26 protein-coding genes are annotated in these 20,513 nt (G+C 51.2%); 13 read left to right on the forward strand and 13 right to left on the reverse strand.

Annotation, left to right across the window (positions count from 1 at the left end; genetic code table 11):
• Positions 1–62 precede the first annotated feature (62 nt).
• The 9 genes from flgJ to flgB all read right to left on the reverse strand — a co-directional run bounded on the left by flgJ (position 63) and on the right by flgB (position 7,354).
• Entirely contained in the window at positions 63–1,004 is a 942-nt protein-coding gene (gene flgJ, locus AACU19_RS07675; protein ID WP_105278049.1) for a flagellar assembly peptidoglycan hydrolase FlgJ, read from the reverse strand.
• The gene (gene flgI / locus AACU19_RS07680) at positions 1,004–2,101 is read right to left on the reverse strand and encodes a flagellar basal body P-ring protein FlgI (RefSeq protein WP_105277117.1); all 1,098 of its coding nucleotides are present in this window, start codon (positions 2,099–2,101) and stop codon (positions 1,004–1,006) included. The genes flgJ and flgI overlap by 1 nt, the downstream gene beginning before the upstream one ends.
• A gap of 11 nt (positions 2,102–2,112) precedes the next feature.
• Positions 2,113–2,811: a flagellar basal body L-ring protein FlgH gene (flgH, locus tag AACU19_RS07685; RefSeq protein WP_001295442.1), complete on the reverse strand. Its 699-nt coding sequence runs from the start codon at positions 2,809–2,811 to the stop codon at positions 2,113–2,115.
• Positions 2,812–2,863: 52 nt separating this feature from the next.
• The gene (gene flgG / locus AACU19_RS07690) at positions 2,864–3,646 is read right to left on the reverse strand and encodes a flagellar basal-body rod protein FlgG (protein ID WP_000625837.1); all 783 of its coding nucleotides are present in this window, start codon (positions 3,644–3,646) and stop codon (positions 2,864–2,866) included.
• A 170-nt stretch (positions 3,647–3,816) separates the two neighbouring features.
• A complete protein-coding gene (flgF, locus tag AACU19_RS07695; RefSeq protein WP_000349311.1) occupies positions 3,817–4,572 on the reverse strand; it encodes a flagellar basal-body rod protein FlgF in 756 nt (251 codons plus the stop codon).
• A 19-nt stretch (positions 4,573–4,591) separates the two neighbouring features.
• A complete protein-coding gene (gene flgE / locus AACU19_RS07700; RefSeq protein WP_032183932.1) occupies positions 4,592–5,797 on the reverse strand; it encodes a flagellar hook protein FlgE in 1,206 nt (401 codons plus the stop codon).
• Between the two features lie 25 nt (positions 5,798–5,822).
• Positions 5,823–6,518, reverse strand: a complete 696-nt coding sequence (flgD, locus tag AACU19_RS07705) for a flagellar hook assembly protein FlgD (protein WP_000020484.1) — start codon at positions 6,516–6,518, stop codon at positions 5,823–5,825.
• Positions 6,519–6,529: 11 nt separating this feature from the next.
• Positions 6,530–6,934 carry a flagellar basal body rod protein FlgC gene (gene flgC, locus AACU19_RS07710; protein ID WP_001196460.1) on the reverse strand — a complete coding sequence of 135 codons (405 nt, stop codon included), beginning with the start codon at positions 6,932–6,934 and terminating at the stop codon, positions 6,530–6,532.
• A 3-nt stretch (positions 6,935–6,937) separates the two neighbouring features.
• On the reverse strand, positions 6,938–7,354 hold the full coding sequence (gene flgB, locus AACU19_RS07715; protein ID WP_000884705.1) for a flagellar basal body rod protein FlgB: 417 nt from the start codon (positions 7,352–7,354) through the stop codon (positions 6,938–6,940).
• Positions 7,355–7,508: 154 nt separating this feature from the next.
• On the opposite strand from flgB, the gene flgA reads away from it, so the two are divergent.
• The 3 genes from flgA (at position 7,509) to flgN (ending at position 8,958) form a co-directional block, all read left to right on the forward strand.
• Positions 7,509–8,168, forward strand: a complete 660-nt coding sequence (flgA, locus tag AACU19_RS07720) for a flagellar basal body P-ring formation chaperone FlgA (RefSeq protein ID WP_105278050.1) — start codon at positions 7,509–7,511, stop codon at positions 8,166–8,168.
• A 75-nt stretch (positions 8,169–8,243) separates the two neighbouring features.
• A complete protein-coding gene (gene flgM / locus AACU19_RS07725; protein ID WP_000020882.1) occupies positions 8,244–8,537 on the forward strand; it encodes a flagellar biosynthesis anti-sigma factor FlgM in 294 nt (97 codons plus the stop codon).
• 4 nt (positions 8,538–8,541) lie between these two features.
• Positions 8,542–8,958: a flagella biosynthesis chaperone FlgN gene (gene flgN, locus AACU19_RS07730; protein ID WP_000197347.1), complete on the forward strand. Its 417-nt coding sequence runs from the start codon at positions 8,542–8,544 to the stop codon at positions 8,956–8,958.
• 39 nt (positions 8,959–8,997) lie between these two features.
• Here the strand turns inward: flgN and murJ are convergent, their stop codons facing one another.
• From murJ to rimJ, 4 genes are all read right to left on the reverse strand, one after another.
• Positions 8,998–10,533, reverse strand: coding sequence for a murein biosynthesis integral membrane protein MurJ (gene murJ / locus AACU19_RS07735; protein ID WP_001050688.1), 1,536 nt, complete (start codon positions 10,531–10,533; stop codon positions 8,998–9,000).
• Between the two features lie 109 nt (positions 10,534–10,642).
• The gene (locus tag AACU19_RS07740) at positions 10,643–11,566 is read right to left on the reverse strand and encodes a Gfo/Idh/MocA family protein (RefSeq protein ID WP_105278051.1); all 924 of its coding nucleotides are present in this window, start codon (positions 11,564–11,566) and stop codon (positions 10,643–10,645) included.
• A gap of 1 nt (position 11,567) precedes the next feature.
• The gene (locus AACU19_RS07745; protein WP_105278052.1) at positions 11,568–12,215 is read right to left on the reverse strand and encodes a YceH family protein; all 648 of its coding nucleotides are present in this window, start codon (positions 12,213–12,215) and stop codon (positions 11,568–11,570) included.
• A 10-nt stretch (positions 12,216–12,225) separates the two neighbouring features.
• The gene (gene rimJ, locus AACU19_RS07750; protein ID WP_000468190.1) at positions 12,226–12,810 is read right to left on the reverse strand and encodes a ribosomal protein S5-alanine N-acetyltransferase; all 585 of its coding nucleotides are present in this window, start codon (positions 12,808–12,810) and stop codon (positions 12,226–12,228) included.
• Between the two features lie 235 nt (positions 12,811–13,045).
• Between rimJ and mdtH the strand changes: the two genes are divergently transcribed.
• From mdtH to AACU19_RS07800, 10 genes are all read left to right on the forward strand, one after another.
• Positions 13,046–14,254: a multidrug efflux MFS transporter MdtH gene (mdtH, locus tag AACU19_RS07755; RefSeq protein ID WP_000092207.1), complete on the forward strand. Its 1,209-nt coding sequence runs from the start codon at positions 13,046–13,048 to the stop codon at positions 14,252–14,254.
• Between the two features lie 63 nt (positions 14,255–14,317).
• A complete protein-coding gene (gene grxB, locus AACU19_RS07760; RefSeq protein WP_000780912.1) occupies positions 14,318–14,965 on the forward strand; it encodes a glutaredoxin 2 in 648 nt (215 codons plus the stop codon).
• Positions 14,966–15,098: 133 nt separating this feature from the next.
• Positions 15,099–15,659, forward strand: coding sequence for a lipoprotein (locus tag AACU19_RS07765; RefSeq protein WP_001353288.1), 561 nt, complete (start codon positions 15,099–15,101; stop codon positions 15,657–15,659).
• 105 nt (positions 15,660–15,764) lie between these two features.
• Entirely contained in the window at positions 15,765–16,811 is a 1,047-nt protein-coding gene (pyrC, locus tag AACU19_RS07770) for a dihydroorotase (RefSeq protein WP_105278053.1), read from the forward strand.
• Positions 16,812–16,883: 72 nt separating this feature from the next.
• Positions 16,884–17,129, forward strand: a complete 246-nt coding sequence (gene dinI / locus AACU19_RS07775) for a DNA damage-inducible protein I (protein ID WP_001217754.1) — start codon at positions 16,884–16,886, stop codon at positions 17,127–17,129.
• Positions 17,130–17,416: 287 nt separating this feature from the next.
• Positions 17,417–17,671, forward strand: coding sequence for a biofilm formation regulator BssS (bssS, locus tag AACU19_RS07780; RefSeq protein WP_000414437.1), 255 nt, complete (start codon positions 17,417–17,419; stop codon positions 17,669–17,671).
• Between the two features lie 114 nt (positions 17,672–17,785).
• The gene (gene solA / locus AACU19_RS07785) at positions 17,786–18,904 is read left to right on the forward strand and encodes an N-methyl-L-tryptophan oxidase (protein WP_000872836.1); all 1,119 of its coding nucleotides are present in this window, start codon (positions 17,786–17,788) and stop codon (positions 18,902–18,904) included.
• Between the two features lie 47 nt (positions 18,905–18,951).
• Positions 18,952–19,065, forward strand: coding sequence for a YceO family protein (locus AACU19_RS07790; protein WP_001253418.1), 114 nt, complete (start codon positions 18,952–18,954; stop codon positions 19,063–19,065).
• Between the two features lie 261 nt (positions 19,066–19,326).
• Complete coding sequence (locus AACU19_RS07795; protein WP_105278054.1) at positions 19,327–19,893, forward strand: cytochrome b; 567 nt, start codon at positions 19,327–19,329, stop codon at positions 19,891–19,893.
• 3 nt (positions 19,894–19,896) lie between these two features.
• A complete protein-coding gene (locus AACU19_RS07800; RefSeq protein WP_000749261.1) occupies positions 19,897–20,472 on the forward strand; it encodes a YceI family protein in 576 nt (191 codons plus the stop codon).
• The last annotated feature ends 41 nt before the right edge of the window (positions 20,473–20,513 follow it).

The raw sequence follows: 20,513 nt of genomic DNA on the forward strand, positions 1-20,513 counted from the left end.
GGTTCCTTATAAGCCTTCAATTACAGAGTATTATCGGCAGCGACCCGCCGGACTTGAGTTATTCAGAACAGATTATCAATGTTCATGCTGTAGGTTTTGCTCACCTTGTCGCTTATCGATTTCATCTGCTGAATCATGTTGGTGAGTTTTCGGGCATAGTGAGGATCGGTAGCATAGCCCGCGTCCTGTAGGGCCTGCGCCCCCTGCTCCGCACTCGCGGCGGTCGTCACGGCAGCGTAGCGCGGGTTACGTGTTAATAGCCCAACGTAATCCGACAATGCTTCCAGATACGAGCTGTAGACCCGAAACTTCGCTTTTACTTTCTTCGCTTCGCCATTTTCATATTCAGTCGTGGTGATTTCAGTGACTGGCCCTTTCCAGTTGCCAGAGGCTTTGACGCCAAACAGGTTATAGCTCGGCTCGCCGTTTTCACGGCGGATTTGCCGTTGTCCCCAGCCAGATTCCAGCGCCGCCTGAGCGAGGATCAAATGATGTGGCACACCGCTTTGCTGGCTTGCCAGTTGGGCGGGCAACGAGAGTTGCGCGAGGAATGCTTTACTGTCACCCGGCAGCGAATCATCGTAGTTACGTGGTACGGCCTTTTGCACCAGCTGCGAAAGCGTCTGATTTTGATAACGCACCACGGTTTCGAGCGGGAATTTCATCGGTGCTGCTGGCGTGGACTCCTCTGGCAATGGTTGTTCTGGCGTCATCTGTTTAACCATCATCTCTGCCAGCCCCAGACCTTTGCCCGCCGTCATCTGTTGGGCAATCTGCTGGTCATACATACTGGTATACAGGCGAGTGTGCTCGCTGCTGAACAGGCCATCTTTTGGTAAAGCGTCGCGCATGCTTTTCAACATCATCTGCACGAACATCCCTTCCACCTGGCGGGCCACCGGACGGAGATTTGCCGCCGGATCTTCGCCCGCTTTCGCCTTAAGTTCGTTGAGCGATTGTGCATCCCAGGCCGCACTTGCCAGTAGTTTGCTGTCGCTGATCATCAGATGATTTCCAGTTTTGCCCGCAGACATCCCGCACTTTGCATTGATTGCAAAATAGACATCAGATCCATCGGCGTAGCACCCAGCGCATTGAGCGCGCGCACCACGTTATTGAGGCTGGCACTGGAGCGTACGCTTTGCAGCGAACCGCCGCTCTGGCGTAAGTCGATCTGCGTTTGTGGAGTAACCACAGTCTGCCCGCCACCAAACGGTGTATCTGGCTGGCTGACATTGGCCTGCCGATTTACCGTAACCGAGAGATTCCCCTGCGCTACCGCGCAGCTGTCGAGGGTCACTTCGCGATTCATCACCACCGAACCAGTGCGCGAGTTAATCACTACTTTAGCGTCCTGCGGGGAGACATTAACCTGCATATTCTGGATATCGGCAAGGAAACGGACCTGGGAACTGTTGCCACTCGGTACGCGCACCTGAATAGTCCGCGCATCTAACGCGGTGGCGCTGCCATATCCACGCACGCGGTTGATGGTGTCAGCGATTTGCTGCGCCATACTGAAATCTTCGTCGTTAAGTTGCAAATTAAGGGTATTCCCGACGCCAAACTGGCTGGGCAATTCACGTTCAATAACCGCACCATTGGTGATCCGTCCACCGTTCAGTTGGTTCACCTGAACACTGCTACCGCCAGCGGAGGCCCCTGCGCCGCCAACCAGAATATTGCCCTGTGCCAGCGCATACACCTGACTGTCAACGCCCTTAAGCGGTGTCATCAATAACGTACCGCCACGCAGACTTTTGGCATTTCCCATGGAAGAAACCACCACGTCAATGGTTTGCCCCTGACGTCCAAACGGTGGAAGTGACGCCGTCACCATTACCGCAGCGACGTTTTTTAGCTGCATATTAGTGCCCGTCGGAACGGTAATTCCCAGCTGTGAGAGCATGTTATTAAGCGTTTGTGTGGTAAACGGCGTCTGAGTTGTCTGGTCACCGGTGCCATCCAGCCCCACCACCAGGCCATAGCCAATCAGTGAGTTTTGCCTTACCCCCTGAACACTGGTGAGATCGCGAATACGCTCAGCCTGAGCTGCCGTGATAACCAGTAGAAGAATTAATGCAGAGAGAAATTTAATCACCACAGCCTCACTTACATTGGCGACAGGTTAAGGAAGAAACGCTGCAACCAGCCCATATTTTGCGCTTCGTTAATGTAGCCATTGCCTACGTATTCAATGCGCGCATCCGCCACCTGAGTAGACGGTACGGTATTACTGCCGCTGATGGTGCGAGGATTAACTACACCAGAGAAACGAATAAATTCGGTACCCTGATTAATGGCGATCTGTTTTTCACCCACCACATGCAGGTTACCGTTGACCAGTACCTGGTCAACCGTCACCGTCAACGTGCCGCTAAAGGTATTGCTGGCATTGGCCCCGCCTTTTCCGTTGAACGTGTTACCACCGGAGGCTTCGACATCGGCACGAGCGTTACCAAACAGCCCCTGCAAATAGCGCGGCACAGTATCAAAGCCAAAATTAGTTTTACCGTCACGGCTGGCATTCGCAGAGGAGCTTTTGCTGGCGCTGACGTTCTCCTGCAATACGATGGTCAGCGTATCGCCAATATTGCGTGGTCGACGATCTTCAAACAGCGGTTGATAGCCATAGTTAATCGGCTGAGCAGACTGGAAAATAGAACCGTTGGCGACGGGCGTCGGACCGGGAACCGGTTGTGCACTGGTCGCCCCCTGTACCAGCGGCGTGGAGGGTATCCAGGCGCAGCCGGTTAGTGAAAGCACCAACAAGCTGGAAATGGCATAAGTATGCGCAGCGTTTTTTTGCATGGCTATCATCTTCAAAAATCAGTAAACCGGTGAATCTGCCACCGGTTATGCCTTAGAGTTGCGTCAGTTTTTGCAGCATCTGATCGGTGGTGGATACCGCTTTACTGTTGATTTCGTAGGCGCGTTGCACCTGAATCATATTGACCAGTTCTTCCGCCACGTTGACGTTAGACGTTTCAACATACCCTTGATACAGCAGTCCCGCGCCGTTCAGGCCCGGCGTGCTTTCGTTCGGTGCACCGGAGGATTGCGTTTCGGTGTAGAGGTTTTCGCCAATGCTCTCCAGTCCGGTATCATTCATAAAGGTGGTGAGATTGAGCTGCCCAACCTGAACCGGAGCTGCCTGGCCTTGTTGGGTTACGCTGACCACGCCATCACGACCGATGGTGATACTTAACGCATTCGCCGGAATGGTGATCGCTGGCTGCACCTGAAAACCACCAGCCGTCACCAGTTGCCCGTTCTGATCCACCTGGAAAGAGCCGTCACGGGTATAGGCTGATGAGCCATCTGGCAACATCACCTGGAAAAAGCCCTGCCCTTTAATCGCGACGTCTTTACTGTTGTTGGTCTGCGACAGGTTGCCCTGGCTGTGTAAGCGTTCAGTGGCGACCGGACGTACCCCCGTGCCGATTTGCAACCCGGATGGCAAGGTGGTTTGTTCGGAAGACTGTGCCCCCGGCTGGCGGATGGTTTGATAAAGCAGATCTTCAAAAACGGCCCGCTGGCGCTTAAAACCGTTGGTACTGACGTTTGCCAGGTTGTTGGCAATGACGTCCATATTGGTTTGCTGGGCGTCAAGGCCCGTTTTGGCGATCCATAATGAACTGATCATAAAATGTCCTGTGGTGGATTATTGACAAAATGCATATGTCTTCATGCCGGATGCGGCGTAAACGCCTTATCCGGCCTACAAGGGATAGAAAAATCAATAAATTGCGATGTACCCCGTAGACCGATAAGTTTGCACACTGGGCAACTTACATTTGTCATGTATCCGTTCAATTAACTCATCGACAGCAGTTGGTTGGCACGGCCTGCGTTATCATCGACGCTGCTGATCACCTTCATCTGCATTTCAAAACGCCGCGCGCTGGCAATCATGTCGCTCATTGCCGCAACGGCATTGACGTTACTGCCTTCCAGAACCCCCGACATCACACGTAAGGTTGGATCTGCCTGCAGTACCGGCCCACGTGTGGCCTGGCTTTCCGCGCTTAAACGAAAAATGCCGTCGTCACCGCGTTGCACTTCGCTGCCCGTGGCTTTCACCAGCTTCAGACGCCCCACTGGCGCGACAGTATTTGCCGGATCGCCAGGATTCAGCGCCGAGATTGTGCCATCGGCAGCAATCGTGATTTCCGCCCCTTCCGGCACAGCAATTGGCCCCGCCTCGCCGATCACCGGATGCCCCTGAATTGTCAGTTGCCCGGTGGGATCAACCTGAATGCTGCCATTACGCGTATATCCTTCGCTGCCGTCAGCGGTCTGCACGGCCAGCCAGCCGTCCTGCTGCAACGCGACGTCCAGCGGGCGCGAGGTGTAATCCATCTTACCGGGCGTCATGTCAGCCCCCGGTGTTGACGCCGTAACCAGCGTGCGCGTGGGTAGTGAAAGCCCTTCCACCGGAACTGCACGCAAGGCGTTTAACTGTGCGCGAAAACCGGGCGTAGAGGCATTGGCCAGATTACTGGCGGTCACCGCCTGTTGATTCAGCGTCTGGCTGGCTGCCCCCATCGCGGTATAAATTGCGTGATCCATTGAGCTATCCCGTCAGCGATTAGCGTAAGTTAACCAGCGTGTTGAGGATCTGGTCCTGAGTTTTGATGGTCTGGGCGTTAGACTGATAGTTACGCTGGGCAACGATCATATTGACCAGTTCTTTGCTGAGATCGACATTGGACGCTTCCAGCGCTCCGTTGGTCAGCGTACCAAAGTTGCCCGTCCCGGCAGTCCCCAACAGCGCCACGCCAGAAGATTGCGTCGCAGACCAGACATTGTCACCTTCAGATGCCAGACCTTCGTTGTTAGCAAAGTTCGCCAGTACAATCTGCCCCAGCAGTTGGGTTTGTTCGTTGGAATAGTTGCCGACAACCGTACCGTCATCATTGATTTGATAACTCACCAGATCGCCCGGTTTGTAGCCGTTCTGGGTGGTTGCCACAATGTTGTTAGCACCGGTATTTTGCTGCATGGAGTTGAGGAAGCTCAGGCTAAACGTGGCGGGATCTGCGCCGTTAATTGCGCCGGTGGTAATATCCTTTGTTGGATCTGAGGTCAGAACGCCATTGGCATTAAACACCAGCGTCGTTGCAGGGTTAGCTGTGCCTTTTGGATCACTGCTATCCAGGGTGTAAACATCCCAGTTATTATCCCCGGTCTTCACAAAATAAACGCTCATATCATGAGCATTACCCTGACTATCGAAAACAGTCACCGAACCTTTTTTGTTATAGCTATCCGCATTGCTGGCATCGAATCCTTTAACAGAGGGAAGCGGATCACTGGAATTCAGGTTGATCTGCATCGACGCCGTGGTGGTAGTTTTCGCTGCCATCAGGGTATTCGGGATCGAAATATTGGTCGGATTCGCCCCTTGCTGAATAGTCGGCGGCGTACCGGTTGCCGGATACCCCGTCAGCTGTAATCCTTGCATATTCACCAGGTTACGATTTTCATCGAGCTTAAATTGTCCATTACGGCTGTAAAAAACCGAACCATTGCTGTCTACCAGACGGAAAAAACCATTCTGGCTGATAGCAACGTCCAGACCTCGCCCGGTGTTGGTGGTCGTGCCATCGGTAAAGTCCTGAGTGATACCGGCAACTTTTACCCCCAGTCCCACTTTCGAACCGGCAAACATATCGGCAAAAGAGGCCGTGCCTGATTTAAAGCCGTAGGTGGCGGAGTTGGCGATATTGTTGCCAATAACATCGAGGTTGGTGGCGGCAGCGTTTAATCCGCTAACCGCTTGAGAAAAGGCCATGACTGACTCCTGAAATTTGAGGGCTTTAAATTATCTGCCGTACTTCGTCGAGGGTGGTGGTGCCGTAAGTGCCGAGATCCAGCGTATTACCGTTGTTGCCGCGGATCACCCCCTGCACCAGAGCAAACTGCAGCGGCTGGGCAACCAGTTGTGTACCACCGTTACTGGCGCTAATCGCTACATTGTAAGAACCGTTCGGCGCAGTGCTGCCGTCAGTCAACGTACCGTCCCAGGTGAAACTGTGGACTCCGGCAGTCAGTTCACCGATATCAATGGTACGGACAACCGCGCCGTTTTTATCGGTGATGGTGGCCGTAACTTTGTCTGCCGCCTGCTGCAACTCAACACCAAACGGTGTGGTCGTGGTCACAGCCCCTTCTTCACTGCCGGTTCCCGCAAGAACAGTGGTGCCGGGGATCATCACGCCGTGACCGATCAGGTTACTGGCCTGTAACGACTGGCTGTTATCAATCTGTCCGGAAATAGATCCGAGTGTAGTATTGAGTTTTTCTATCCCGCTGACCGTGCTGATTTGCGCCAATTGCGACGTCAGCTCGTTGTTTTCCATTGGATTGGTCGGGTCCTGGTTTTTCAGCTGCGCCACCAGCAAAGTAAGAAAACTGCTTTGTAAATCTGCGGCGTTGCTACCCGTGAGCGAGCTACTGCTGGTGGTGCTAACGCCGGTATTTGTCGGATCGGTGGTGGTTACCGCAATGGACATAGATTTCTCCTTTATTGACCAAGCGTAAGGGTTTTCAGCATCATGCTTTTCACCGTGTTGAGCACTTCAACATTGGCCTGATAGCTGCGTGATGCTGACATGGTGTTAACCATCTCGCCGACAACATCAACGTTTGGCATTTTCACGTAGCCCTTTGCATCCGCCAGCGGATTACCCGGTTCATAAACCAGTTTGTCCGGAGCCTGACTTTCTATAACATCGGCAACCTTTACGCCGCCTGTCGCAGCGCCTGGCGCAGCGTTCACCTGGAATACCACCTGTTTTGCCCGATATGGCTGTCCATCGGGACCAGTCACGCTATCAGCATTCGCCAGATTACTGGCCGCCACGTTCAGGCGCTGGGACTGGGCAGTTAACGCCGACCCGGCGATATCAAAAATGTTCAGCAATGCCATCCGTTAATTTCCGCTCTGTAAAACGTTCATCATGCCTTTGATTTGCCCGCTCAACGCGCTAAGGCTCATCTGGTATTGCAGGCTGTTATCGGCAAACTGAGTGCGTTCGCGATCCATATCGACGGTATTACCGTCCAGCGAAGGCTGGTCCGGAATACGGTATTGCAGTTCTGCGGTAGGAGGCGTCAGCGCCTGCGCCGGAATGTGTTGCGTTGAGGTCATCGTCAGCGCAACCATGCTGGTTTCATCCCGTCCACGCTGCATGACCTTTTTAAGTTCACTGGCAAAATCGATATCGCGTGCCTGATAACCAGGGGTATCGGCATTGGCGATGTTTGCTGCCAGCACTTCCTGACGCTGGGCGCGCAGATTGAGCGCCTCTTGTTGAAAACGTAAGGCGGCGTCGAGCTTATCGAGCATATCTCCTCCGCAAGTATCAAAATTCTGCCATCAGCTTAAATGCTTTTACGCGCGCGTTATCGGCGGAATAAACGCAAAATGGGTCGCTATTTATGCCGTTGATGGTCATTGCGTACAGGTACAATTCACGTTGTAGAAATGGCTGGGAGCGAAAATGCTGACAATAAAACGTAGCGTGGCGATCATTGCGATACTGTTCAGTCCGTTAAGTGCGGCGAGCAATCTCACATCGCAGTTACAAACCTTTTTTAGCGCCCAGCTCGCGGGAGTAAGTGATGAGGTTCGTGTTTCTATTCGTACATCGCCCCATCTACTTCCGCCGTGCGAGCAACCACTGTTTTCGATAAGCAATAATTCCCGCCTGTGGGGAAATGTGAATGTGCTGGCACGCTGCGGTAACGACAAACGATATTTGCAAGTCAATGTACAGGCCACAGGAAATTATGTGGTTGCCGCGATGCCCATTGTGCGGGGAGGAAAGCTGGAAGCTGGCAATGTAAAACTGAAACGCGGACGACTGGACACCTTGCCGCCGCGTACTGTGTTGGATATCAATCAACTTATTGATGCCGTTAGCCTGCGCGATCTATCACCCGAACAGCCTATCCAATTAACCCAGTTGCGCCAGGCCTGGCGTGTAAAAGCGGGACAACGCGTCAACGTGATCGCCAACGGTGATGGATTTAGCGCCAACGCTGAAGGTCAGGCGTTGAACAATGCTGCCGTCGCACAGAATGCACGGGTGCGGATGGTATCGGGGCAAGTGATCAGTGGCGTTGTAGATGCAGATGGGAATATTCTTATAAACCTGTAACCTGTTAAAGATTACCCGACCCATGCCGATAAATAAGCAACACATGATAAAAGCGCCCTCAATGAGGAATAAACCATGAGTATTGACCGCACTTCACCTCTGAAGCCCGTAAGCACCGTTCAACCGCGTGAAACCACTGACGCGCCGGTAACGAATACCCGGGCGGCAAAAACAACCGCCGCCACCAGCACCAGTGTGACGTTAAGCGACGCGCAAGCAAAACTAATGCAACCCGGCAGCAGTGATATCAATCTTGAACGTGTCGAAGCGTTAAAACTGGCGATTCGTAACGGTGAACTAAAAATGGACACTGGCAAAATTGCCGATGCGCTAATCAACGAAGCGCAGCAAGACTTGCAGAGTAACTGATCGTATGACGCGTCTTGCAGAGATCCTCGACCAGATGTCCGCAGTGCTTAACGATCTCAAAACGGTAATGGATCAAGAGCAGCAACATCTCTCAATGGGGCAGATCAACGGCAGCCAGTTGCAATGGATTACAGAACAAAAAAGCTCACTGCTGGCGACGTTGGATTACCTCGAACAGTTACGCAGAAAAGAACCCAATGCAGAAAATAGCGTTGATATTAGTCAACGTTGGCAGGAAATTACGGTGCAAACTCAGCAACTACGTCAAATGAATCAACATAATGGCTGGTTACTGGAAGGACAGATTGAGCGCAATCAACAGGCGCTGGAAATGTTAAAACCGCATCAGGAACCGACGCTGTACGGGGCGAACGGTCAGACATCAATACCCCATCGCGGCAGTAAAAAGATTTCGATCTAAAGATTATCTCCGGCCTGCAGTGCAGGCCGGAATGCATTGTTATACCGTCCGACGGGCAAACTCTTTAACTTTGAAGCCCAACACCGCCAGTGCAGCGAAGTACGCGGCAATTCCCGCCAGCACGACCGCCATTAAACGCAGTAAACGCCAGGGCATAGTACCCAGTGACCACTCAGGCATAATATGTAACATACCTAAAAGCACGCCAGACATCACCAGTACCGCCACCACCAGACGCAACAGAAACGGCATCCAGCCGGGTTGCGGGGTAAAGATTTTCTGCTTACGCAACTGCCAGTAAAGCAGAGAAGCATTCAGACACGCCGCCAGACCAATAGAAAGGGACAGCCCGGCATGTTTCAACGGGCCGATAAACGCCAGGTTCATCAATTGCGTTAAAATCAGCGTAACGATGGCAATTTTCACTGGCGTTTTAATGTCCTGGCGGGAATAAAAGCCAGGAGCCAACACTTTCACGACAATCAGGCCAATCAAACCCACCGAGTAGGCAATTAACGCCCGCTGGGTCATCAGCGCATCAAAGGCGGTAAATTTACCGTACTGGAACAGCGAAACGGTTAACGGACCTGAAAGAATGCCCAACGCAACCGCACTCGGCAGCGCCAACAGGAAACAAAGACGCAGCCCCCAGTCCATCAAACGGTTGTATTCATCATGATTGCCACTGGCAAAACTTTTCGACAGCGACGGCAGCAAAATGGTGCCAAGCGCCACGCCCAGTACACCGGACGGAAACTCCATTAGGCGGTCGGCGTAATACATCCACGACACCGAACCGGAAGCAAGAAACGAGGCAAAAATGGTGTTGATGATTAAGGAGATCTGGCTCACAGAGACGCCAAGGATCGCTGGTCCCATCTGTTTCACCACGCGCATTGCCCCGGCATCGTGGAAGTTAATGCGTGGCAAAACCAGCATGCCGATCTTCTTCAAATGCGGTAGCTGATACACCAGCTGTAGGATGCCGCCGACCGTAACAGCCCATGCCAGCGCCAGCACCGGAGGATTAAAGTACGGTGCGGCAAACAGCGCGAAGCCAATCATGCTGATGTTAAGCAGCGTTGGAGCAAATGCCGGAATCGAGAAGCGGTTCCAGGTATTCAGAATCGCACCCACCAGCGACGCCAGGGAAATCAGCAAGATATAAGGAAAGGTAATCTGTAATAACTGGGTAGTCAGGGCAAATTTGTCGGCCGTGTCAGCAAAACCCGGCGCGGTCACCATGATCACCCACGGCGCGGCGAGCATCCCGGCGACCGTCACAACCGCCAGCGCGAGTGTCAGCAGGCCAGAAACATACGAGACAAAGACCCGCGTGGCGTCTTCACCCTGCTTGCTTTTATATTCCGCCAGAATCGGTACAAATGCCTGGGAAAATGCCCCTTCGGCAAAGATACGGCGCAACAAGTTAGGAAGTTTAAATGCGACGAAAAAGGCGTCTGTTGCCATCCCTGCGCCAAAGATTCTGGCGACAATTGCGTCACGTGCGAAGCCAAGCACACGCGAAAACATGGTCATCGAGCTTACGGCGGCCAGCGATTTTAATAAATTCATCGGTGTTCTAATCCAGACCCACGGGCAAAACGCCTGCAAGGCAGGCGCTGAAAGAGGCGAATAGTCTACCTGGATTATGGTGAATTGCTACCGCCAGATGTTACAGGGTTTATTCACTCATCGCATCGCGCCAGATCTTGTCAACGATACGTTGCGCCAGCACGGCCTGTTCGCCGGCGGTTTGCGGAACTGTCTGATTTTGCACGCATTCAATGAAGTGCCGCGCACAGCCGACAAATCCACGTTGCTCAAGAGTACTCTGCCAACCTGGAATAGGTTTATGCACCACGCCCTGCCCGCGCTCCTCACACCATTCGCGTATATCTATAATGTCGATGAGCGCACCGTCAGTCACGGCCTGCACGGCTTCACGCTGACTTCCGGCACGGCGATGCATACAGGTGGTAATCTGCAAAGGACCGGCCGAAAAATGGTGCTCGGCAAACAGCATTTCGCCCACGTCGTTAGTCAGTAGCATACCGCCATCCAGAGAGGCTTTGCCGCTCGACAACCACAGCGCGGTATCCACCACATGCAGATAATCATCCAGCAACGTGAAATAAAGATCGTGTGGCCCGACACTATTGCTACGATGTTTATCCATTCTTAGCGAGGCGGCGGTGGAGAGTTGTGTTTTTAACTCAACGTAGAGTGGTGCGAAACGACGGTTAAAACCGACCATCAACGTCAGTTTTTTCCGCGCCGCCAGTTCCACCAGCCGTTCAGCATCGCGCAGATTTTCTGCCAGCGGTTTATCGACACAGACATGTACCCCCGCATTGAGTAACGTACTGACCACGTCAAAGTGGCTGGCGGTGCTGGAATGCACAAAAACTGCATCGCAACTGGCAGCAAGGCTGGATAACGAATCGGCATAAGGAATGCGCCAGCTGTCACAAATTGGCAAGGCTTTCGCGCGCGTAGGCGACCACGCACCTTGTAACGTCCAGTCAGACGCTGCCGCCAGCACCGGTAACCACGCCTTTTGCGCGATGCCGCCTAACCCCACTACGCCGATACGTAATTTTTTCACTTTAATCTCCCAGATGGGCAAGCAACGAATCAAGACGCTGTTTCAGTTCTGCCACTTCAATTTCCAGGGTTTCGACGCGGGCCTGTAAATCACCGTTACCCACGTTCGACGTATCCGTTACCGCCGGCTGATCTTCAACCTCACCACTGAAAAGATGCATGTAGCGGCTTTCGCGTTTACCCGGTACGCGGGCCAGACGCACCACAAAAGGACCATCTTCGCGATTCGCCAGTTGTTCCAGCGTCGACTCCACTTCCGCCATATCGCTGAATTCATACATTCGCGCGGCGCGGCTACGCAGTTCACCCGGCGTCTGGGCACCACGCAATAACAACGTGGTGATTAACGCCACTTCTGCGGCGCTCAGTTTCAGATCGCCAAATTCTGAATTACAAAAACGTTGCTCATATTTGGTGACCCGATTACCAAAACCGCTCACCGTGCGTAGATAATGACGTTTGACCAGATTATCCAGCTGTTCCTGCACTTCAGATTCACTCAGATTCATGACCGGTTCACGGTTCGTTTTCTGATTACAGGCCGTTACTACACCATTTACTGATAGCGGGTATTGCTCCGGCGTAGTCACCTGTTTTTCCAGCAAGCAGCCAATCACGCGGGCTTCCAGAGCAGTAAGTTGATATTTCATCAGATTCTCCTTAGCGGCCAGGCGTCCAGTCTGGGGTGGTTAATGCCGTCAGAACATGATCGCGCCATTGTCCATCAATCAACAGATAGTTTTTCGCATAGCCTTCTTTTTCAAAACCCAATCGCGCCAGTAAATCACCGCTGCGTTTATTGTGCGGCATATAGTTGGCCATAATGCGATGAATATGTTGGGTGCGCTGCATATAACGAATGGCTGCGGTCAGGGCTTCAAACATGAGTCCTTTGCCCTGCCATTTTTGCCCAATCGAATAACCGAGATAGCAGGCATGAAAAGAGCCGCGAACAACATTGGAAAAATTGGCAACGCCAATAATCTCTTTTTCGTCCGGGTCGAATAAGCCAAAGTAGAAAGCTGAACCTTGTTTATGAAATTCGTTAATCATCCCTAGCCTGGCCTGCCAGCCTGATGGATAACAGTGGCTTTCGTCGCGCACTGGCTCCCAGGGCTTGAGGAAATGGCGATTCTCTGCGTAATAATCCGCAAGACGCCAGGCATCACGATCATGCACCAGACGCACGACCAGTCGGTCAGTGGTTAAGCGCACTTTTGGCACGTTACTGCGATAGCCAAACATTCTATACCTACTCCTTCCCGTAACGTCTTTAATACGCTGTAAGTATTACTATACCTGCGCAACCAGACCCTGTGAAAAGTCCAGAATGCCATTTTCTGCATTATTCACATATTTGATAAAAACTCTCTATCAAAGCGACGTTTTGATAAAAAAATATTGTCCCCGAAGTGATGGGAAAAGTCTTAGCGGCAATGCAGAATAGAAAGTGCTCATCTTTTATTTCCCGGGAGGGGAAATGTCCCGCGTGTCGCAGGCGAGGAACCTGGGTAAATATTTCCTGCTCATCGATAATATGCTGGTCGTGCTGGGGTTCTTTGTTGTCTTCCCGCTGATCTCTATCCGCTTCGTTGATCAAATGGGCTGGGCCGCCGTCATGGTCGGTATTGCCCTCGGCCTACGCCAGTTTATTCAGCAAGGTCTGGGGATTTTCGGCGGCGCAATTGCCGACCGCTTTGGTGCCAAACCGATGATTGTCACCGGTATGCTGATGCGTGCCGCCGGATTCGCCACAATGGGTATCGCCCACGAACCGTGGCTACTGTGGTTTTCATGCCTGCTTTCGGGACTCGGCGGCACGTTGTTTGATCCTCCGCGTTCGGCGCTGGTGGTGAAACTAATCCGCCCGCAGCAGCGTGGCCGTTTTTTCTCACTATTAATGATGCAAGACAGCGCTGGTGCTGTCATTGGCGCATTGTTGGGAAGCTGGCTGTTGCAATACGACTTTCGCCTGGTCTGTGCCACAGGAGCCGTTTTGTTTGTGCTGTGTGCTGCGTTTAATGCCTGGTTGTTACCGGCATGGAAACTCTCCACCGTACGCACGCCCGTTCGCGAAGGCATGACCCGCGTGATGCGCGACAAGCGTTTTGTCACCTATGTACTGACGCTGGCGGGTTACTACATGCTGGCTGTACAAGTGATGCTGATGCTGCCGATCATGGTCAACGACGTCGCGGGCGCGCCGTCTGCCGTTAAATGGATGTATGCCATTGAGGCGTGTCTGTCGTTAACGTTGCTCTACCCTATCGCCCGCTGGAGTGAAAAACATTTTCGTCTGGAACACCGATTGATGGCTGGGCTATTAATAATGTCATTAAGCATGATGCCAGTGGGTATGGTCAGCGGGCTACAACAACTTTTCACTCTGATTTGTCTGTTTTATATCGGGTCGATCATTGCTGAGCCTGCGCGCGAAACCTTAAGTGCTTCGCTGGCAGATGCAAGAGCACGCGGCAGCTATATGGGGTTTAGCCGTCTGGGTCTGGCGATTGGCGGCGCGATTGGTTATATCGGTGGTGGCTGGCTATTTGACTTGGGTAAATCAGCGCACCAACCAGAGCTTCCGTGGATGATGCTGGGAATTATTGGCATCTTCACTTTCCTTGCGCTGGGTTGGCAGTTTAGCCAGAAACGCACCGCGCGTCGTTTGCTGGAACGCGACGCCTGATTTGATACTCCCCCCTGACTCCTCCATACTGAAAGTGAACTGACAGCCAAATGGAGGAGTCACGTGAAGCTATACATTTACGATCACTGCCCTTACTGCCTCAAAGCCCGCATGATTTTCGGCCTGAAAAATATCCCCGTCGAATTACATGTTCTGCTCAATGACGACGCAGAAACACCCACCCGGATGGTCGGTCAAAAACAGGTTCCCATTCTGCAAAAAGATGACAGCCGCTATATGCCAGAAAGCATGGACATCGTTCACTATGTCGATAAACTCGACGGCAAACCGTTACTGACCGGCAAACGTTCACCTGCCATTGAAGAATGGCTGCGCAAGGTCAACGGCTACGCCAACAAACTGCTGTTACCGCGTTTTGCCAAATCGGCATTTGATGAGTTTTCTACTCCCGCCGCGCGCAAATATTTTGTCGACAAGAAAGAAGCCAGCGCGGGTAATTTTGCCGACCTGCTGGCCCACTCTGACGGTCTGATTAAGAATATCAGCGATGATTTACGTGCGCTGGACAAACTTATCGTCAAACCGAACGCCGTGAATGGAGAACTTTCGGAAGACGATATTCAGCTATTTCCGCTCCTGCGTAATCTGACGCTAGTAGCCGGAATCAACTGGCCAAGCCGCGTTGCTGATTACCGCGATAATATGGCGAAACAGACACAAATCAATTTGTTATCATCAATGGCGATTTAATCCTGACCCGCCGCGGCAGCCTGTATTCGCGGGTTGCCGCCGTTTTCAGTTTTTTCTGCTGGCGAGTTTATCGCTGGTGACACATGCTGCGTTGTGTCAGGATATTGACGCAGATTTCATGTCGAGGACTACCATGAACAAGTTTTTATTTGCCGCTGTATTGTTCGTCAGTGGCCTGCTCGTTGGCTGTAATCAACTCACCCAATACACCATCACCGAACAAGAAATTAACCAGTCGCTTGCGAAACATAATAATTTCTCAAAAGATATCGGTTTACCCGGCGTGGCTGACGCCCATATTGTTCTGACAAACCTGACCAGCCAAATTGGTCGCGAAGAGCCGAATAAGGTTACCCTAACCGGAGACGCCAATCTGGACATGAACTCCCTGTTCGGTAGCCAGAAAGCGACCATGAAACTGAAGCTGAAAGCGCTGCCTGTGTTTGATAAAGAAAAAGGCGCGATCTTCCTGAAAGAGATGGAAGTAGTCGATGCGACGGTACAACCGGAAAAAATGCAAACGGTGATGCAAACGTTGCTTCCCTATTTGAACCAGGCATTACGCAATTACTTTAACCAGCAACCTGCTTATGTCCTGCGCGAAGATGGCAGTAAGGGCGAAGCAATGGCGAAGAAACTGGCGAAAGGTATTGAAGTGAAGCCTGGTGAAATTGTCATTCCGTTTACTGATTAATCACGAGGGCGCATTTGCGCCCTTTATTTTTCGTGCAAAGGAAAACGTTTCCGCTTATCCTTTGTGTCCGGCAAAAACATCCCTTCAGCCGGAGCATAGAGATTAATGACTGCACCATCCCAGGTATTAAAGATCCGCCGCCCAGACGACTGGCACCTTCACCTCCGCGATGGCGACATGTTAAAAACTGTCGTGCCTTATACCAGCGAAATATATGGACGGGCTATCGTAATGCCCAATCTGGCTCCGCCCGTGACAACCGTTGAGGCTGCCGTGGCATATCGCCAGCGTATTCTCGACGCCGTACCTGCCGGGCACGATTTCACCCCGCTGATGACCTGTTATTTAACAGATTCGCTGGACCCTAATGAGCTGGAACGTGGATTTAACGAAGGCGTGTTCACCGCTGCAAAACTTTACCCCGCAAACGCAACCACTAACTCCAGCCACGGCGTGACGTCGGTTGATGCAATCATGCCGGTACTTGAGCGCATGGAAAAAATCGGTATGCCGCTACTGGTGCATGGTGAAGTGACACATGCAGATATCGACATTTTTGATCGTGAAGCACGCTTTATTGAAAGCGTGATGGAACCGCTGCGCCAGCGCCTGACTGCGCTGAAAGTCGTTTTTGAGCACATCACCACCAAAGATGCTGCCGACTATGTCCGTGACGGAAATGAACGTCTGGCGGCCACCGTCACTCCCCAGCATCTGATGTTTAACCGTAACCATATGCTGGTTGGTGGCGTGCATCCGCACCTGTACTGTCTGCCCATCCTCAAACGCAATATTCACCAACAGGCATTACGTGAACTGGTCGCCAGCGGTTTTAATCGCGTATTCCTCGGTACGGATTCTGCGCCGCATGCACGTCATCGCAAAGAAAGCAGTTGCGGCTGTGCGGGCTGCTTCAACGCGCCTACTGCGCTGGGCAGTTACGCTACCGTCTTTGAAGAGATGAATGCTCTACAGCACTTTGAAGCATTCTGTTCTGTAAACGGACCGCAGTTCTATGGTTTGCCGGTCAACGACACATTCATCGAACTGGTACGCGAAGAACAGCAGGTTGCTGAAAGCATCGCATTGACTGATGACACACTGGTGCCATTCCTCGCCGGGGAAACGGTACGCTGGTCCGTTAAACAATAAAAATCGTAGCTTCCTGTTGTCATTAGGTTATTTTAACTGTATAAATAACCAGTATATTCAACAGGGGCTATTATGCGAATTGAAGTCACCATAGCGAAAACTTCTCCATTGCCAGCTGGGGCTATTGACGCCCTGGCTGGCGAACTTTCCCGCCGTATTCAGTATGCGTTTCCTGATAATGAAGGCCACGTATCGGTACGTTATGCCGCAGCGAATAATTTATCGGTTATTGGCGCGACAAAAGAAGATAAACAGCGCATTAGCGAAATTCTCCAGGAAACGTGGGAAAGCGCCGATGACTGGTTTGTCAGCGAATAATATGCAGTGATTTTTTTTTGCCGGGTCGCCCCGGCTTTTTTATTTTACTTACGAATTTCGAGTACAAAATTTCTACACTTCCTCAAAATAATTGCACAATATGCTAAAAAAATATGAATGACATGCTGTTTTATTGTTCATATAAATCTTAAAAGCAAAAATTTATCTGTTCCCCCCTTTAAAAATTCGGTGAATACCCTTACTTATTGGTATACTGAAGTTGCTTCAGATAAAAACGCATTGAACCTCGAATAACGTTGTCTAGTAACACGAATTAGGGGGCCATGATGGAAAAAAATAATGAAGTCATTCAGACTCATCCGCTCGTAGGGTGGGATATCAGCACCGTTGATAGCTATGATGCGCTGATGTTGCGTTTGCATTACCAGACCCCAAATAAGTCCGAGCAGGAAGGGACTGAAGTTGGTCAGACGCTCTGGTTAACCACTGATGTTGCCAGACAATTTATTTCGATATTAGAAGCAGGAATCGCCAAAATTGAATCCGGTGATTTCCCGGTAAACGAGTATCGGCGTCATTAACATGACATGACCATCCACCCAAAAGGCACCTCACTGGTGCCTTTACCATTTCTGGGTTGTATATCTGCATTCAGTTAATTACTCTGCTTAAACCATGAGAGCAGAGAGAAAAAAATGAAATACGATCTCATCATTATTGGCAGCGGTTCCGTAGGCGCTGCCGCCGGGTATTATGCAACCCGTGCCGGTTTAAACGTGCTAATGACCGACGCCCATATGCCACCGCATCAACACGGCAGCCACCACGGCGATACGCGATTAATTCGCCATGCTTATGGTGAAGGCGAAAAGTATGTCCCGCTGGTCCTCCGCGCGCAAACGCTGTGGGATGAACTCTCCCGCCACAACGAAGAAGATCCCATTTTTGTACGCTCTGGCGTCATTAACCTTGGCCCGGCTGATTCCACATTTCTCGCCAACGTCGCCCACAGCGCCGAACAGTGGCAACTCAACGTTGAAAAGCTCGATGCGCAAGGGATTATGGCCCGCTGGCCGGAAATACGCGTCCCGGACAACTACATCGGCTTATTTGAGACTGATTCCGGCTTTTTACGCAGCGAACTGGCGATTAAAACCTGGATCCAACTGGCGAAGGAAGCGGGTTGTGCGCAGTTGTTCAACTGCCCGGTCACCGCAATTCGTCATGACGATGATGGCGTAACTATTGAAACCGCTGACGGTGAGTATCAGGCGAAAAAAGCGATCGTCTGCGCGGGAACATGGGTAAAAGATCTGCTCCCGGAACTGCCTGTCCAGCCCGTACGCAAAGTATTTGCCTGGTATCAGGCCGATGGTCGCTATAGCGTGAAGAATAAATTCCCGGCGTTTACCGGTGAACTGCCCAATGGCGATCAATATTATGGTTTTCCGGCAGAAAACGACGCGTTGAAGATTGGCAAACATAACGGAGGCCAGGTTATCCATTCAGCGGATGAACGTGTTCCGTTTGCGGAAGTCGTCAGCGATGGCTCGGAAGCCTTCCCGTTCTTGCGCAATGTATTGCCGGGTATCGGTTGCTGCCTGTACGGCGCTGCCTGCACCTATGATAATTCGCCTGACGAAGATTTTATTATCGATACTCTACCCGGCCACGATAATACACTGCTCATTACCGGCCTGAGCGGGCACGGTTTTAAATTTGCGTCAGTTTTAGGGGAAATAGCTGCCGATTTTGCGCAAGACAAAAAAAGCGATTTTGATTTGACGCCATTCAGGCTTTCCCGCTTCCAATAATCATCATTACGGCCTCCAGAATGAGGCCGTTTTTACAGGAGTATTTAATGCGTCGGCTGTTGCACTATCTCATCAATAATATTCGCGAGCATCTGATGCTTTATCTTTTTCTCTGGGGACTGTTGGCAATTATGGACCTGATCTACGTGTTTTATTTTTAGTTTTTCCGCACTGACATAAACTGACAAATATTTAATCTCCCTTTCATTTAGCGTGAAAAATTGAATGAGATTCTTCCTGCCTCTACAGCACTCACCAGACCTTCCAGATGCTGAACCCACTAAACTTATGAAGATTCTTTCATTATTAATTCAAAATTATTGAAATAAAAATAAATATCATTCAATTTGTTATTTTTGTGTTGCAATTCATTCTCCGACACGCCATTTTCTTTCTCTCGCAAATTCGTTTTGGATGCACTTATGTCATTCACAAATACCCCTGAACGCTATGGTGTTATATCTGCGGCCTTACATTGGCTAAGCGCAATTATTGTCTATGGCATGTTTGCTTTAGGTCTGTGGATGGTCACGCTCAGCTATTACGATGGCTGGTACCACAAAGCCCCCGAATTGCATAAAAGCATCGGCATTTTGTTAATGATGGGGCTGGTTATTCGCGTTCTTTGGCGCCTCATATCTCCACCGCCGGGTCCGCTGCAAAGTTATTCGCCCATGACTCGTGTTGGCGCAAAGGCTGGACATCTTGCATTGTACCTATTGCTGTTCGCCATCGGCATCAGCGGCTATCTGATCTCCACTGCCGATGGTAAACCGATCAGCGTTTTTGGCTGGTTTGACGTCCCCGCGACCCTCGCCGACGCTGGCGCACAGGCTGACTTTGCCGGTGCCCTGCATTTTTGGCTCGCGTGGAGCGTCGTAGTACTGTCCGTTATGCACGGATTTATGGCCCTGAAGCATCATTTCATCGATAAAGACGACACTCTGAAGCGCATGCTGGGAAAGTCGTCATCTGACTATGGAGTATAAAAAATGAAAAAAAGCCTGCTTGGTTTAACCTTCGCTTCCTTGATGTTCTCTGCCGGTTCAGCGGTTGCCGCCGATTACAAAATTGACAAAGAAGGTCAGCACGCCTTTGTTAACTTCCGCATCCAGCATCTTGGCTATAGCTGGTTATATGGCACCTTTAAAGATTTCGACGGTACTTTTACCTTTGATGAAAAAAATCCAGCTGCCGATAAAGTGAATGTGACAATTAACACCACCAGCGTCGATACTAATCACGCCGAACGCGATAAACATCTTCGCAGTGCAGATTTCCTCAATACCGCAAAATATCCACAGGCAACATTCACCTCCACTAGCGTAAAGAAAGACGGTGATGAGCTGGATATTACCGGCGATCTGACGCTGAACGGGGTCACCAAACCCGTCACGCTGGAAGCGAAATTAATTGGTCAGGGCGACGACCCGTGGGGCGGTAAACGTGCAGGCTTTGAGGCCGAAGGCAAAATTAAGCTCAAAGACTTCAATATCAAGACAGATTTAGGTCCAGCTTCTCAGGAAGTGGACCTGATTATTTCAGTGGAAGGCGTACAGCAGAAGTAAGCGTGAAATGTTGCCGGATGACACGCATCCGGCAATGATAT

The organism is Escherichia sp. MOD1-EC4550, assembly GCF_963876935.1.
Taxonomy (GTDB): Bacteria; Pseudomonadota; Gammaproteobacteria; order Enterobacterales; family Enterobacteriaceae; genus Escherichia; species Escherichia coli_F.